Annotated in this window: 12 protein-coding genes; 1 reads left to right on the top strand and 11 read right to left on the bottom strand. The window is 72.3% G+C overall.

Features of this window, described 5'->3' with window-relative positions; translation table 11 throughout:
• Positions 1–74 precede the first annotated feature (74 nt).
• Entirely contained in the window at positions 75–842 is a 768-nt protein-coding gene (locus tag ACTMSW_RS23410) for a hypothetical protein (RefSeq protein ID WP_441182825.1), read from the bottom strand.
• A complete protein-coding gene (locus tag ACTMSW_RS23405; protein WP_441182824.1) occupies positions 839–1,288 on the bottom strand; it encodes an NUDIX domain-containing protein in 450 nt (149 codons plus the stop codon). The genes ACTMSW_RS23410 and ACTMSW_RS23405 overlap by 4 nt, the downstream gene beginning before the upstream one ends.
• Positions 1,289–1,425: 137 nt before the next feature.
• Between ACTMSW_RS23405 and ACTMSW_RS23400 the strand changes: the two genes are divergently transcribed.
• Positions 1,426–1,815, top strand: a complete 390-nt coding sequence (locus ACTMSW_RS23400; protein WP_441182823.1) for a CBS domain-containing protein — start codon at positions 1,426–1,428, stop codon at positions 1,813–1,815.
• Between the two features lie 76 nt (positions 1,816–1,891).
• On the opposite strand, the gene ACTMSW_RS23395 is transcribed toward ACTMSW_RS23400, so the two are convergent.
• The 9 genes from ACTMSW_RS23395 to ACTMSW_RS23355 form a co-directional block, all read right to left on the bottom strand.
• On the bottom strand, positions 1,892–4,924 hold the full coding sequence (locus tag ACTMSW_RS23395) for a malectin domain-containing carbohydrate-binding protein (RefSeq protein ID WP_441182822.1): 3,033 nt from the start codon (positions 4,922–4,924) through the stop codon (positions 1,892–1,894).
• Positions 4,925–5,139: 215 nt separating this feature from the next.
• Entirely contained in the window at positions 5,140–6,150 is a 1,011-nt protein-coding gene (locus ACTMSW_RS23390; protein WP_441182821.1) for a glycoside hydrolase family 26 protein, read from the bottom strand.
• A gap of 141 nt (positions 6,151–6,291) precedes the next feature.
• A complete protein-coding gene (locus tag ACTMSW_RS23385) occupies positions 6,292–7,224 on the bottom strand; it encodes a sulfotransferase family protein (RefSeq protein WP_441182820.1) in 933 nt (310 codons plus the stop codon).
• Between the two features lie 28 nt (positions 7,225–7,252).
• Positions 7,253–8,806 carry a lipopolysaccharide biosynthesis protein gene (locus ACTMSW_RS23380; protein WP_441182819.1) on the bottom strand — a complete coding sequence of 518 codons (1,554 nt, stop codon included), beginning with the start codon at positions 8,804–8,806 and terminating at the stop codon, positions 7,253–7,255.
• The gene (locus ACTMSW_RS23375) at positions 8,803–9,666 is read right to left on the bottom strand and encodes a sulfotransferase family protein (RefSeq protein ID WP_441182818.1); all 864 of its coding nucleotides are present in this window, start codon (positions 9,664–9,666) and stop codon (positions 8,803–8,805) included. The genes ACTMSW_RS23380 and ACTMSW_RS23375 overlap by 4 nt, the downstream gene beginning before the upstream one ends.
• Positions 9,667–9,683: 17 nt before the next feature.
• A complete protein-coding gene (locus tag ACTMSW_RS23370; protein WP_441182817.1) occupies positions 9,684–10,892 on the bottom strand; it encodes a hypothetical protein in 1,209 nt (402 codons plus the stop codon).
• Positions 10,889–12,373, bottom strand: a complete 1,485-nt coding sequence (locus tag ACTMSW_RS23365) for an O-antigen ligase family protein (RefSeq protein WP_441182816.1) — start codon at positions 12,371–12,373, stop codon at positions 10,889–10,891. The genes ACTMSW_RS23370 and ACTMSW_RS23365 overlap by 4 nt, the downstream gene beginning before the upstream one ends.
• Positions 12,370–13,374, bottom strand: a complete 1,005-nt coding sequence (locus ACTMSW_RS23360; protein WP_441182815.1) for a DUF3048 domain-containing protein — start codon at positions 13,372–13,374, stop codon at positions 12,370–12,372. Before ACTMSW_RS23360 ends, ACTMSW_RS23365 begins: the two co-directional genes overlap by 4 nt.
• Positions 13,371–15,164, bottom strand: coding sequence for a Wzz/FepE/Etk N-terminal domain-containing protein (locus ACTMSW_RS23355; protein WP_441182814.1), 1,794 nt, complete (start codon positions 15,162–15,164; stop codon positions 13,371–13,373). Before ACTMSW_RS23355 ends, ACTMSW_RS23360 begins: the two co-directional genes overlap by 4 nt.
• Positions 15,165–15,536: the final 372 nt, after the last annotated feature.

Below are 15,536 nucleotides of genomic sequence, written 5' to 3'. Positions count from 1 at the left end.
ATCGTTTCCTGTTCGTCCGGCGTTCACCGAAGGAGGATAGCTCTGCCGTCCCGGCGCCCCGTCGGCAACGCCGGTCAGCCGGGAAGCGCCGCCAGGTCGGCGAGGACGCTCAGCCGCTCCTCGGCGGTGAGCACCAGGTACGGCCCGGCCGCCCGACGGTCGGTCTCCAGCTCGATGGCGAGGAGTTCCGACCCCGGCTCCAGCTCCGTGATGCTCGCCGGGCTGTGCCCCGCGGCCGTCCACGCCGCGGCGTGCGCGTCCGCGCGGTGGTACCGGAGCGCGCCGAGGCGGTTGAGCAGCAGCACGCCGGCCGGGGTCCCGTCGGGCTCGTGCGGCGGTGCGACGGCCGTGAACGCGCCGTCCGGCTCGCCGCCGTCCTCCGCGAGCACCAGCGCGTACGCGAGCACCCGGCCGAACGCCTCGACCAGCCGCCGTACCCGGTCGTCGTGACCGGCCCACAGCTCCTCGGTCACCTCGGCGTGCACCTGATACAGCTCGGTGAGGAAGGCCGTGCCCCGTTCGGTCGCGGACAGCCCACCGTCGGGCCGGCGGTGGATCATCCCGTATGCGACGTGCTTGTCGAGGGCGCGCTGGCAGGTGGCCGGGTCCCGGTAGCGGGTGACCGCGGCGAACCCCGCGCCGTCCACCGTCCCACCGGGCACGGCGAGCCGGGTGCGTAGCTCCACCAGGAAACCGGTGGCTGCCGGTCCGCCGTACCGCTGGCTCAGCTCGGCGCCCCCGCCGTCGCGGCCGGCGAGCATGCCGGCGACGAACGCCCGGTCGACCGCCGGGGCGACCAGGCCGGCGAAGCGGTGCGGCGCCAGCTCGACGGTGTCGTTCACAGACCGATCGAGTGTAGGGCGGCGAAGGCTTCCGCCGCGATCCGCCGGATCAGGCCGTCGTTGACGTCCCGGTGCTCGTCGAGCAGGTCGAGGTCGTTCTCGGCGAGCCACCGGTACTCGGTGTGCTTGCCGGCTTCCAGCCGCGGACGGGAGAGGTCGCCGTCGACCCGGATCAGCCAGTCGCTCTCGACCCGGGTGAGCCCGTCGTCGCCGACGTAGGTGTACTCACCGACGGGGCCGAGCACGTGCGAGACGGTCCAGCCGGTCTCCTCGGTCACCTCGCGGCGCAGCGCGTCCTGGACGTCCTCGCCCGGTTCCAGATGCCCGCCCACGATGTCCCAGCAGTTGGGAAAGAGGCGCCGGTCCGGGGACCGTCGCTGGAAGAAGAGGCGGCCGTCGTCGTCGACGATCAGGGCGCCGGCGCAGCGCAGGGGCTCGGAGGACACGCGTCGACAGTAGCGAGGGACGGGCCGCCGCGCCGATGCCCGGTCCCGTACCGGAATGATGCCCGGTCTTGTCCCGGAAACACACCGGGCGCACGATGTCCGTACCGGGTGCCACCGTCCCAAAGGGGTGATGCGTGATGCAGGTTCGGGAAGCGATGTCCAACCAGGTCCTCGTCGTCGGTCCGGAGCACACGCTCCGGCAGGCGGCCCAGATGATGTCGGCCCGCGGTGTCGGGTCGGCGGTCGTGATCGACCCGGACTCCGAGGGGGTCGGGATCATGACCGAGCGAGATGTGCTCAACGCGATCGGCGCCGGACTGGATTGCGACGTCGAGCGTACCGGGGCCCACCTGACCTGGGACGTCGTCTACGCCGGACCGGAGTGGACGGTGGAGGAGGCCGCCGCAGCGATGGCCCGGGGAGGCTTCCGGCATCTCGTGGTGCTCGACGGCCGCGAGGTGGCCGGGGTGATCTCGGTCCGGGACATCATGCGGGTCTGGGCGCGGGACCACGCCAGCCGGGTGTGACCCGCCCGTACGACGACCCACCGTACGACGATGGCCCGGCCGAAACGGCCGGGCCATCGTCGTTGCAGGGCTCAGATCACGGACCGACGAAGATCGCGGTCGACCGCCAGTCGACGGTGTCGACGTCGGGGCCGCTGAGCAGCGTGGTGGCGCCGGTCGGCGCGCCGTCCGACCAGGCCATCGAGGAGAGGGTGCCGGACGTCCGGGAGACGACGTACAGCGTGTCGTCGTCCAGGAAGATGCCACCCGCCGCGGCGAAGGCCGTCGTGCCCGCCACGGTCATTCGCTCCGCCCCGACGGTGCCGCTGTCCGGGCTGAACCAGCGCCAGAACAGGCTGCTCTCGCCCGCCAGCGTGTAGTAGAGGCGGCCACCGGTGTAGAACGCGCCGGTGACGCTCGACAGTTCGCCGAGGTAGTTCGACGCCATGCCGGCGTACGTCTGCCCCTCCGGGCCGGAGCCGGTCACCACGAGGTCCCACTTGGCGTCGTGGTACGGGTCCAGCTTGGTCGGGGTGCCGAAGGCGCTGCCGTCGAACGACCGACGGTAGAGCTCGCCACCCTTGCCGTAGAAGAGGTCACCGCCGACCCAGAAAGCGCCCCTGATCGTCGACCAGTCGGTGCCGTCGGGGTTTGAGACCACGGCGGCCGAGCCGACCGTGGTGGCTCCGTCGTACGACCGGCGGACCAGGCTGCCCGCGGGACCGACCGGCACCGACGGGACCTTGACGATCTCGATGCCCTGGACGAGCGGGTTCTCCAGCACGCGGCCGAAGTCGATGTCCACGTTGCCGTCGCTGGTGATCGGGAAGGACCGCATGGTGCCCCGGTTGGTGCCGCCGGCGCCGGCGACCGGGTCGAAGTCGTTGAGCTTCACGACGCCGTCGATGCTGACGTCGAACTTCCGCTTGCCGACGGTGCCGGTGCCGGCGTAGCGGTTGGCGAGGTAGAGCCGTACGTCGACGCGGGTGCCGGTCGGGACGGGGAAGTCCCACTGCATGTTCGGGTCGGCCGCGTAGTCCCAGCGCTCGCTGTTGAACAGCGCCACCGGGGTTCCGGACGGCACGGTCGGGTCCAGCGTGGCGTTGGTGCTGTACGCCGCGACGGTGCTGCCCTCGTTGTGGAGAGGGCTGGGCGCGGCGAGGGTGTCGGCGGCCCAGGCCGGTCCACTCGGCGCGGCCAGCTGCGGACCGCCGGCGTTCACGCGGTGGAGCACCTCGGGAGCCGGCGGCGTGTGGACGATCTCGATGCCCTGGACGAGCGGGTTCTCCAGCACGTGGCCGAAGTCGATGTCCACGTTGCCGTCGCTGGTGATCGGGAAGGACCGCATGGTGCCCCGGTTGGTGCCGCCGGCGCCGGCGACCGGGTCGAAGTCGTTGAGCTTCACGACGCCGTCGATGCTGACGTCGAACTTCCGCTTGCCGACGGTGCCGGTGCCGGCGTAGCGGTTGGCGAGGTAGAGCCGTACGTCGACGCGGGTGCCGGTCGGGACGGGGAAGTCCCACTGCATGTTCGGGTCGGCCGCGTAGTCCCAGCGCTCGCTGTTGAACAGCGCCACCGGGGTTCCGGACGGCACGGTCGGGTCCAGCGTGGCGTTGGTGGTGTACGTCGCGACGGCGCTGCCGTCGTTGTGCCGCGGGCTCGGCTCCGTGGCGGTGTCGGCGGCCCAGTGCGGGCCGCCGTCGGTGGCCGTGATCGCGGTGCCGCCGGCGTTCACCCGGTACAGCACGTTGGTGGGCTTGGCACCGCCGACCTGGTAGACGTCGCCCGGCAGACCCTTCGTGCTGGTCGAGTGCGGGGCGTCGCCGCCGGTGAGCGGGAAGAACGCGATGCGTGCCCGCTTGTGGTCGAAGTCGCCGATCCACTCCTGGTCGCTGCCGAGCCAGAGGCCCTGCGGGGTCACCAGCATCTCGGTGACGCCGTATCCGCGCGGGTGGCGGCCGGGGTTCCAGGACAGCGGCAGGCCGTTGGCCGGGTCGAGGGCCGCGATGCTGGCCCTGCCGACCGCGCCGGGGGCTGCCTTGTCCCCGCCGAACGGGTTGTTCAGCCAGCGGAAGTGGCCGCCCACGTACACGGCCTTCTCGCTGATGCCGGCCGAGAGGAAGGTGTCGCCGCCGCTGGAGCTGATCCAGGTGGGCTCCTGGTTGCCGCCGCTCGTGGCGGTGTCCCAGCGGGCCACCGTGTCGCAGAGCGTCCCCGGGTACGGCGCACCGGTGGTCACGACGACGAAGTAGTCGCCGTTCGGTGCGTACGCCACGTCGCGCACGTACGAGTCGAAGGAGATGTACCGGCAGGCCGGCGAGTAACGGTCGGTGTTCCAGTCCGAGACGGAGGCGGCGGCGTCACCCAGGTCGATGCGCACGATCTGGTCGTGCACGACGCCGTTGGCCTTCTTGAAGTTGCCGATGACGACGAGGTCGCTGCCGTCCGGCGAAACAGCCATCTTCTCGGTGCCGACACCGGCCTTGGCGCCGCCGTTGGTGCTGGTCCAGTTGTGGTTCTCGGTCAGCGACACGGTCAGGTAGCTGTCCAGCGCGCCGGTGGTCGCGTTGAGCGAGGCCAGGCCGTTGCGGGTGGCGGTGCCGACGGTGGTGAAGATGCCGCCGACGATGAGCCGGTCCCCGACCAGGACGACGTCGTTGATGGTGCCGTTGAAGGCGGGAGCCTTGAAACCGGCGACGGGGCTGCCGTCCGCGACGTTGAGCAGGGCGAGCTTCCGGAAGCCGTTCTGCCCGTTCAGGGTGGTGAACTCGCCGGCCACGTAGACGGTGCCCGGGACGGGCCCGGCGATGATCGTCGTCACCATCCGGTCCAACTGCGGGACGAACGCCGGGTCGATCTTTCCGGTGGCCTTGTCGAAGGCCAGCAGGTAGTTGCGGGTGACCTCGACGGTCGAGGCGCCACGATCCTGCGCCCTGGTGAACGAACCGCCGACGATGACCTTCGTGCCCGCGTCGTAGACCGCTCCCACTCTGCCGTCGTTGATGTTCGGCGACTTGTCCGACGGCAGTTCACTGACCATGGTGGTGTGGTCCGGTGCGGCCGCCGCGAAGGCGGGCACGGGATGGAACAGGGTGGCGATGCCGAGGGCGGCAGCGCCGAGTACGGACACCGAGCGGTGTCTCAGGGATGAGGAAGCCACAGGCAACTCCGGTCAGAAGGTCGGAGACGCTGCGTCGGCACCGGCGTGGGACGCGGGAGGACGTCGGCCGGCGGACACAGTCGTGAGGGCAACACTTTCTCGCACCCAGGTCCCGCGCGTCCACCCGGGAAACCTCTTTCTGGCCGAGAAATCGTCCGGGGTCACACGAAAAGACGAGGGTGAGATCAACGAGTGGGCAGGGGAGGGCTGAAGTACGGGTCCGTCGCCATTTCGCGGAACACCGCCGCACTCTCCGGATCGTTGCCGAAGGTGCTGTCGTACAGGGGTTTCTCGGTCTGCTTCGCCGCGAAGTAGACCGCGGCCTTGATCTGCGGATGCTTGCGGATGTACGGCCCCACCTCGCGCATCCAGTCGGCCCGCTGCCCCGGCCGTCCCTCCTGGGTGAGACCGAACTCACCGATGATGACGGGACGGGGATGCTTCTGCGCGAACGCCATGAAGTGGTCCATCCGATTGCTGAAGCTCGCCCACTCGGGTCCCGGGTAGACGTCGGCGCACAGCCAGTCCACCTGGTCGTCACCCGGGTAGTACGCCGCCGCCCGCCGCTCCGCTTCGGCGAAGCCGTCCGCGTGCGGGCACCACACCCAGCCTGCGTTGGTGACACCGACCTCCGTGAAGATGCCACGGACGTGCTTCCAGGCGGCGACGTAGTCCTCCGGTGAGTGGATGCTCGCGGCCAGGTTCGGCCGATCCATCTCCCAGCGGTAGCGCAGCAGCACGGGTGCCCCGAACGCCTTGACGTCCTCGGCGCGCTGACGGATCAGCGAGTCGTAGATCCCACTGACCGTCGACCGGGTGTCCGTACCCTGCCAGGAGATCAGCAGGAGCTTCCCCTGTGCCTGGAAGGCCTCCTCGTTGGCCCCCGGGAACGGGTCGTTCCACTTCTGGAACATGTGGGCGATGCCGAGCCTGCCGCCGGCCGCCCGGTCGAACTCCGCCAGCGCGGCGGCCCGTCCGGTCGGGTTGTGGTACTCCGGCTTGACCCACGCGCCCAGCCAGGCGCCCGTCTCCGGCGGCTCCGGTCCGCGCCCGGTGGTCCGCACGGGAGCGGTGCGTGGCGTCACCGAGGGCGCTGCCGACACCACCCGGGGCGACTCCTTCGCCTCGGGGGTCGTTCTCCACTCGCAGGCCGTCGCCGCCGGCGTCAGGCAGGCCAGGGCGAACACGGCCGCCATCGTCCGTCCTAACCGTCGTACCACCGCAACCTCTCCCCAGGAAGGTCGCCGGCCCCACGGTCGGTCAGCGCGGCGGCCCCCGTCACCGGGTGGCACGCCAGACGGGCGGGCGACCCGGAGCACTCTACCCGCAGACGCGGTTCACCCGGTGTAGCCGAGGTCGGTGAGCAGCGGTTCAGCCTGGCGCAGGACGTCGGTGAGGTCCTTGGAGTCCAGTCGCTGCCGCCACCGACCGACCGAGTTCGGGCGGGCCTTGCCGAAGCGGGCGTGCAACGCCTGCCGACCCGAGGGGTCGGTCACCTCGAGGAAGTCGGCCACCACCTCGGCGGCCTCGGCCGGCCTGCTCACGATGTCCTCGTAGCGCAGGTGGCGTACCCGCTCGGCGGGCAGCTCGGCGAGCTGCGCCAGGGCGCTGCCGGTGAAACGCCGCCACATCCACGCCGACCGTCCCAGGTCGGAGACCTGGGTGAACTCCGTGCGTCGTTCGGGCTCCACCCAGAACCGGGGCGTCGCGCCCCACTGCGTACCGCCCCGGCCGCTCCGGCCGCTGCCCGTCGACGCCGCGTTCAGCCACGGCTGCTCGGCGTGCGAGACCGCCACGTCCCGGCCGTCCCGGGAGATGTGCAGGAAGACCGCGTCGGGGAAGACCTCCGCGAGGAACGGCACGATGAAGCAGTTCTCCGGGTCCTTCTCGGCGAACCGCAGCCCGCCGTGACCGGACGCCGCGAGCAGCGCCCCGTAGTAGCCCCGGAAGTAGCGGGCCGCCCGCTGCGGGCTCCAACTGCCCTCGTACACGCAGCGGGCCACGGCCTTGGTCAGTCGCGGCTCGAAGTGGTACGAGACGTCCGGCAGCGCCCCCACGCAGCTGCCCAGGAACGTGGTGCCGGAGCGCGGTGCGCCGAGGATGAAGATTGGCCGCTCCACCTTCAGGCTGAGCTTCCGGTTGGCGGACTCCGCCGGCCGATCCAGCTCGCGGCGTTCCTTCCGGTCCGCCAGCAGGCCGACGGCGGCGAGCTTGGCGGCCTTCACGGTGGACAGGCCGGTGTGCGGGGCGAGGGGCATGCTGCTCGTCATCGGTGTCCCATCGGTGTGCGGGTGGGGGTCAGGATCGGGCGTCCGGGGCCGCGCCGGCGCGGCCCCTGCCCCGCCGCAGCGCGCGGAGCGCGTCGAGGTTCAGGGTCCGGCGGTACCGCACGGCGCCGGCCAGGTACGCCGCGGTGCCCGCCACCGCCACCAGGGTGAGCACCGGCAGCCCGGCGTCGAGGAGGCTGGCGGCTCCGAGCGGCAGGCCCAGGGCGGCGACGGCCAGCCCGGCGGCGGTGCGCGTGCCGCGCCCGAACGGGTGCAGCCGCAACGACCACCAGAGCTGGGCCAACGGCACCAGGTTGGTGACCAGGATGGACACGGTCCACGCCACGGCGGCCCCGAGAATGCCGTACCCGGGAATGAGAGCGACGTTGGCGACCACGTTGAGCACGGTGCCGGCCATCGCGTTGTAGAAGGTCCAGGCGGTGCGCCCGGCCATGTTGAGGACCATGTCGACCATGCCGCAGCCGGTCGCCACCAGCATGGTCAGCGCGAGCAGCACCACCACCCGGCGACCGCTGCCGTAGCCGGAGCCGAAGAGCGCCAGCATCGGCTCCGCGAAGGCCGCGAAGAGCAGGTAGGCCGGCCAGGAGAGCAGCACCAACCACCCGGTGGCCGTCTGGTAGAGCTGCCGCGCCTCCTCCCTGTCGTCCCGGGCGAACGCGGCGGCCAGCCGGTGCTGGACGGTACTGGACAGGGCGACGCCGGAGAGCTGACCGAGGGCGAGGAACCGGGTCGCCGCCGTGTAGACCGCCGCATCGACCGGCCCGCGCAGGGCTGCCAACAGCACGATGTCCAGCCGCTGGACGACGATGGCGGCCAGGCCACTCAGCGCCCGCGGGCCGGTGAACCGCCAGAACGGCCCCGCCAGCTCCCCCGCGGGCACGGGCCGGGTGACCTGCCGACCGGCCCGGCCGACCAGCCGGCTGAGCCAGGCCAGCGCCACGGCCGCGGCGAGCAGGTACGGCACCGCCCAGGCCAGCGGGAGCGCGGTGGTGGCGGAGAGGCCGAGCCACGCGGCCACGGCCACCGCCACGAACTGCACCAGGGTGCGTCCGAGCCGTTCCACGGTGAGCAGCGGTCGCATCTGCCCGAAGCCCCGGCAGGCGGCCAGGGCGTAGTCGTTGAGCGCCGCGAGCGGCACGAAGGCCAGCAGGATGCGCAGCGCGGTCACCGCGTCGGGGCCGGCCCCGGGCATGGTGAGCTCGGCCAGCGCCGGAGCGGCCAGCCATCCGGCGAGACCGAGCAGGGTGCCGACGGCCAGCACCGGCAGCAGCCCGACCAGGATCGTGCCGCGGATACGGTCCCGCTGGTCGAGGGTGCGGTGCCGGCTGACGAAGTAGACGGTGCCGACGTCGGTGCCCAGCCGCGCGGCCGTCGCCGCGATCATGAACGCGCTGGTGGCCGCGAAGAACATGCCGGCCTCGCGTACCGACCACCCCCGCGTGACGACCACGTTCAGGCCGAACCCGGCGACCGCGGCCAGGGCCACCCCGACGAGGTTGGCGACACCCTGCCGGGCCACGCCGTCCAGGCCCGCCCCGCGCGGGGCGGCGTCCGTCGTGGTCACCGCCGCCACGAGGGCACGCGTCCCCACCAGGTGGCCAGCCGCTCGTCGTACGGGGCGAAGTGCGCCTCCAGCCGGGCCCGCAGCTCCGCCGACATGGGCGAGCGGGAGCGCGAGTTGTGCTTGCCGAAGGAGATGTCCGCCCAACGGGGCAGACCGAGGAAGTCGCAGACCGCGTCGAAGGACGGACGGGGGTCGGCAAAGAAGTCGTCACTGTCGATGACGTGCAGCCGTTCCCGGCCGACCAGCATCTCCAGTCGCTCCAGCTGCTCGACGTACCGTCCCCGGGCCAGGTACGCGTTGTGCTGGAGGTGGTGGCTCGCGTACATCGGGTCGGCGAGCATCCGCTCCCACTCGCCGGCGGTCCGCTCCTCCTCCAGCTCCAACGCCCGCTCGAACGACGACTCGGGCTCGTAGCCCCGGGCCAGCTCGTGCGAGTGCGCCGAGTACGCGCGCTCCACCGGGTCCCGGAGCAGCACCAGCAGCTTCACCGAGGGCAGGTCCTGGGCGATCCGCTGCCCCGCCAGCGGGTGGAACATGTAGTACGGGCTGGACTCCCCGGTGATCCCGCGTACGCCGAGCTGCGCGTGGACCGCCTCCGCCTTCGCCGTGGTGGGGAAGTGCCCGAGGTACCAGTTGCCGCCCCGGTGGTAGTCCATGTCGAAGTAGTGCACGCCCTTGTGGTAAGCGGGCGGCAGCACCCCGGGATGCTGGGACAGCGTCTTGAACAGCGATGTGGTGCCGCAGCGCTGCGCCCCCACGATCAGGAACCCGGGCGTCATCCGTGACCCGGCGGTCAACCGACCCACCGTCCGGCTCACCGACTTCACCGCACGGAGCGCCTGCTCCTTGGCCAGCGTCACGTCCCCACTCCTCACTCTTACCGGGCCCGCCGGGCCAGGTGCTCTTCCACGGCGGGCAGCAGCCACGTGTCGACGTGCCCCAGCCGCACACCCGCCTCCGCCTGCCGGTCCCGCAGATAACGTGCCGCCAGCTCCACCAGGTAGAGCACGGCGACCAGGTCGGCGTCCCGGCCGTCGGGGTCGAACGGCGCGAGCGTACGGTCCGCCCCGGCGACGAGCGCCCGCGCCGCCTCCGTCGGGTCCATCCCCTGGTTGCCGATGGCGGTCTGCACCGTACGGTGCAGCGCGTCGTAGCCGGCCGGCACGTCCGCCTCGAACCGTTCCCAGTCCCAGACCAGCACCCGGCCGTCGGCGAGCACGGCGCTGTTGCCGCCGTTCCAGTCGCCGTGCCAGGCACCGAAGGCCATCGTGGGACGGGCCTCCGCCACGGACCTGAGCACGGCGCGCAGCCGCTCCGCCTCCGGCCGTGGACCCAGCGCGTCCACCGCCCCGGTCAGCCGGGCGGCGTGTCCGCTCACGGGCCACGACTCCCGGCGTACGCCGAGACAACCGGCGACCGCCACCATGGCCGCCTGCTGGGCCGCCACGGCGGTGGCCGGCGCGGCCCGGGGCAGTCGCACCGGCAGCGCCTCCTGCACCAGCAGCGCGTGCCCGTGCCAGACGCCGTGGTGCCGTACGCCGGCCACGGTGACCGGGCCGAGCGGCAGACCGGCGAGGCGATGCAGGGCGGCGGCCTCGGCGTCGACCAGGGCGCGGGTCAGCGGGTCCACGCCGAGCTTGGCGTACCCGAGCGCCCGCCCGTCCGGTGCCAGCAGTTGCAGCACCGGCTTGCGGTTCGCGCGGGCCGGACCGATGTGCATGCTGACCATGACGCGCTCACCCAGCACCTCGGTCAGGTGGGCGTCCAGTCCGACGCCGGTCACCACCACGCGGTCGCGGAACACCAGCGGGCCCATCCCCAGCCGGAACGCGGTGGCCAACCCCTGCCGGACCAGCCGGGCCTTGCGACCGACCGCCTCGGTGGAGTGGCGGACGGCGTTCGCCGCGGCCCGGCCCGAACCGGTGGGCACCAGCAGCCGTGGCCGGGATGCCGACGGCACGACCACCCAGCCGGCGCCGCCCCGGCGCACAGCGGGCGTGGCCGGGTCCGGCCAGATCAGTCCGGTCAGCTCGCCCAGGTACTCGGCGCGGCTGTTTCCGCCCGGGGACGGGTGGGATGCGATCAACGCTCACCGCCGGTGACGAGTCGGGGCCGTGGCCCGGGAATGCTGGTGGACGGTCGGGTCGCGGCGGCGCGACGCAGCCGGTCGTTGCGCGCGAGCAGGGCGACCGTGATCAGGCCGTACGCGAGGGTGGCTTCCATCGCGCCGTAGGTGAACTGGAAGAAGAGCATGAGGATGAGCACGAGGCTGCCGGCGATGCCGATCGGGCTGTGGTCCCGCCGGTAGCGCCAGAGGCTGTAGAGGAAGAACCCGTTGTAGCAGAGGGCTCCGACGTAGCCCTGGCCCACGAGCAGTGCCCAGAACTGGCCGTTGCTGCCCAGCTCCCGGTTGCCGCACTGGGGGCAGTCCTCGGACTTGCCGATGGCGATCGACCGGTTGCTGCCGATCAGCGCCCGGTTGCCCCCGTACCCGAGCACGGGCGAGTGGTTGGCGGCCTGGACGGCGCCCTGGGAGAGGGTGGTGCGGATGTCGTCGCTGTGCCCGTTCTGGAGCCGGTCGTCGAAGGTGCGACCGAGCGGGGTGGCGATGATGAGGACGCCGATCAGCCCGACCGCCAGCCCGAGCCCGCCGAGCACCAGCATCCGGCCGCGCAGCGCCAGGCGGATCGCCACGTACACGGCCGAGATGCCGAGCCCGATCCAGAGACCCCGGTTCAGCGAGTAGATGATCGGGAAGACCGCGGCCAGCGCGATCGCGATGCCGAACGTCCGCCGCAACGGTCGGCCCAGCACGACCCAGCCCACGATGAGCCAGATCAGCAGGATCGCGGTGTTCTCTCCCCAGGAGTTCGTGTACTCGAAGGGGGCGGAGGGGCGGGGGGAGCTGGCCTCGCCCTCGATGACCTGCTGGACCTGGGCGAACTTGACGTCCATCAGCGAGGCGACGAACGGCTGGCTGGCGATCGACTCCGGCAGGACGAAGCGCAGCGGCGCGACGAAACCGAGGGTGGGGAAGAGCGAACCGAGCCAGCCGCCGATCACGACGACGACACCCATGAACCCGAACAGCCGGACCACCCGCCGCCGGGACAGCTCCCGCTCACTCAGGTTGAGCACGTAGAGCATCACCACGGTCATCGCCACGTAGTTGGCGACGCGGATGGCCCAGCCGATGTACCGGCCGCCACCACCGGGAGGGAGCGTGTTGGGCGAGGTGAGGTCGAGCATCAGGGCGGAGAGCACCACCCAGAGCAGCAGCACCAGCCAGATGCCGAAACCGGGCGGTACGCGGACCGGGCCACGGCGCCACAGTTGCACCACCATCGGCACCGCGAAGACGACGAAGACGAAGCTGGACAGCCCGAGCGCCCACCACACCGGCCAGAGGACGAAGAGCGCGATCAGGGGCCACGCGGTGGGCAGCCGCAACGACCAGGTCCGCGGCTGGTACACCGGCGGGACGGGTCGGATCGGGTCGCCTCGCCGGGCGTCCCCGGCGGACGGGTAGGCCCCGACGCCGGAGCGCTGCGGGGTGACCGTGCTCATTTCAGAGTGACCTTGGCGGTGGTCGGCGCGTAGATCACCCAGGCGCTGCCGGGCCGCGGGTGCATCAGGTCACCCCCGGCGTCGACGATGTTGCAGACCAGCGGAAGGCCGGGCTTGCGCCACGTGCCCTTCGCGCCGGTCGGGCCGGAGACCACCACGGCCGCGCCCTCGCCGAAGACGTTCGCGGAGGGCAGTGAGCGCGGCGACGGGTTCCGGACGTCCAGCGTCCGGTACTCCGTCGACAGCACGATCACCGAGGTGGCGGTCACGGTGGCGGTGCCGACCTTGCCCACCCAGAGCGATTTCTGCTGGTCGTGACGCCACACCATGGGCGGGCCGCCGGAGACGGCGACGGTCAGCTCGGTGGCCGGGGCCAGGCCCCGGGCGGCCAGCGCCGCCCCGTCGGTGGCGTGGTCGAGCAGGGAGGTGGGCGGCTGCGACCCCTTGGGTGCGGCCTTCCACAGCGCCGCCGTGGACGTGTGGTCGGCGTCGAACACGTCGCCGTCGTCCGCCGGGGTCACCCCGACCAGACCGGAGTTCTCGAACTGGGTGAGGAAGCCGGTCGGACCGCCGTCGTAGGCGACGAACGGGCGGAGCACGGCGACGGACCGGATGTCGACCGGTCGGATCTCGGCGACCGGGCCGATCCGGGCGGCGTCCCGCGAGTGGAACACCGCCGTCAGGTGCAGGGTGTCGGACTCGGCGAACTCGGCGAAGACCAGGTCCGCCTCGGCCAGGCCGGACGGGGCGGTCGACGGGCTGACCCGCAGCGGCACGGCGACCGCGGACCGGGTCGTGACCGGTGCGGCGGTCACCGGCAGGCCGGTGAGCGGCGCGGCCGGCAGGCTCGGAGTGGGGCTGGGCGCGGAGGTGGTGGCCAGGGCGTCCGGGTCCAGGACGTCGGCACCCCCCGGCTCGGGCTGCGGCTCACTGCACGCCGTGGGAAGGGTGAGCGCGAGGACCGAGGCGGGAACGGCGCGGAGCAGGTGCCGGCGGTTCACTCCGGATCCTCGCCCGACTCCAGCGCGTAGCTGCGACCGCTGCCGTCGGCGTCGCCGCCCCGCGACCGGTACGTGCCGCTCGCCCCGTTCACCGGTACCGGCTTACCCGGGGTGACCGACTCGGCCGGCGCCACCGGGGCCACCGGCTTCGCCGACCCGGTGGCGGAGGTCGAGCTGGAGGGCTTCATCCGCGGCAGCACCATGGTCGACTCGACGGACGGCCCGGGGCTCGGCCGCGGCGTGGGCCGGGCCGCCGGCGCGGCGGGGCGGGCGGTCGCCGGGGCAGTGTGTGCGGGCAGCCGGGGCGCCAGCACCGCGCCGAGGACCGGGGCGTTGACCTGCTCGAACTGCTGGAGGGAGGCGATGATCTCACCGCTGCGGGTACGACTGTTCTCGGCCACCATGATGACCGCGTCGACGTGCCGGCCCAGCGCCTGGGCCTCCACCGCCACGTTCGGCCGCCCGGTCTCGATCAGTACGTGGTCGAAGCGTGCGGTGAGCTCGGCGAGGATCTCCAGCAGACCGGCCACGGGTAGCTCGACGTCGGTGTCCAGGTCACCGGGGAGCAGCACCCGGAGCTGGCCGAGCCCGGGGACCGGCACGAGCGCCTTGAGCGCCGGCACGTCACGCCGGAGCGCGGAGGCCAGGCTGTGCCGACCCTCCGCGACGCCGGTCATGGTGCTCAGTGCCGAGTCCGGCTTGGTGGTGACCAGCGCCACCTGCTGACCGGCGCGGGCGTAGGCGGCGGCCAGGTTGGCGGCCACGAATCCGGCTGCCGCGCCGGCTGATCCGTCGCAGATCAGCAGCTGGCGTCCCCGGCCGGCTTCCCGCGGCTCGGGCACGGAGGCGAGCAGCACGTTGCGCAGCCGGCCCAGCTCCCGGGAGATCCGGTGACCGGCCGGCAGCACGGTCAGCGACGAGGTACGCGACGGCAGCTCCAGCAGCAGCGGCAGGCCGACCCGGTCGGTGATGTCCCGGCCGCGGCGGACCCGGGTGTCGAGTCGGTCCAGCATCAGTGCCAGCACCATGCCGAGCAGCAGGCCGGCGCCCAGGCCGCTGGCCAGGTTCAGGGTGCGGTTCGGCGAGCTGGGGCTCTCCGGCAGCCGGGCGTCCGAGATGATCTCGCCGGGGTTGGTGTCGGTGGAGATCAGCGGGCTGAGCCGGTTGTTCAGCGAGGCGAGCTGGTTGGTCAGCACGCTCCGGTCGGCCTCGGCGCGCTCCCGCTCGACCGAGTTGCTCGGTGCCGCGGCGATCCGCCCGGAGACCGTGCCGAGCTGCTTGGTCACGTCGGCGATCTGCTGCTTCAGCGCTGTGGTCTCGTTCTCCAGCGTCTTCTGCGCGGCGGCCTTGCGCAGGTCCAGGTAGGCCTGGGCGAAGGCGTGCGAGCCGGCCTGGGCCTGGGCGGGGGTGTCCGCCTCGTACGCCACCTGGAGGACCTGGCTGTTCGGCGGCACGGTGATGGTCACCGACCGGACGAGCTGGTCGGCCGGGGCTCCGCTCTTCATCAGTTCCCGGGCTCGCTCGGCGACGACGAGCGAGCGGACGACCTGCGCCTCGGTGTCGAGGTTCACCTTGGCGTTCGGATTGTCACCCGTGGCGCCGACGGGGCGGACCAGCAGCGAGGTGTTCGACGTGTACCGGGCCTGCTGGAGCTGGCTCACCGCCAGTCCGCCGGCGGTGCCGAGGATCGCGGCGAGCAGCAGGATCCACCAGCGTCGGCGCAGCCAACCCAGGTAGGCCGTCAGGACAAGACCGTCGGGCTCGCTCTCGGCCACATGGGGTGAGGGCATCAGATTCTGTCGCTCCCTTTCGACCGAGCCGGGCAGTCCACGGTGCAGCTGGACCTGACCGTGTCCTTGAGTGTCGCCGATCCGAACAAGGAGGGAAAGCCCGCTCACGTTTCGGTGAGCCCGCCGGATGTGGACAGCCGGCGTCGAGATGGCTCGTCTCCGTTGGCCATTCGGCGGGTTCCCGGCTCCGGGCCCGGCCTTTCCCCGGAGCCGCGTCGTCGTCGACCCCGGCTCGGAGCGGTGACGGAATACTGACACAGCCCGGCCGGCCCCGGTTGCCCGGGCCGTGTCGCCCTGCGTACCCCCGGTGACCTGGCCGATCGACCGGACGGCCGCTCCCGGCGTTGGGATTCCCGGTTCGATCCGCACGGT

This window comes from Micromonospora sp. BQ11 (genome assembly GCF_052068135.1).
In the GTDB taxonomy this organism is placed as follows: Bacteria; Actinomycetota; Actinomycetes; order Mycobacteriales; family Micromonosporaceae; genus Micromonospora.
The sequence above is the reverse complement of the archived record's forward strand: the minus strand, read 5'-3'. Positions and strand labels throughout refer to the sequence as shown.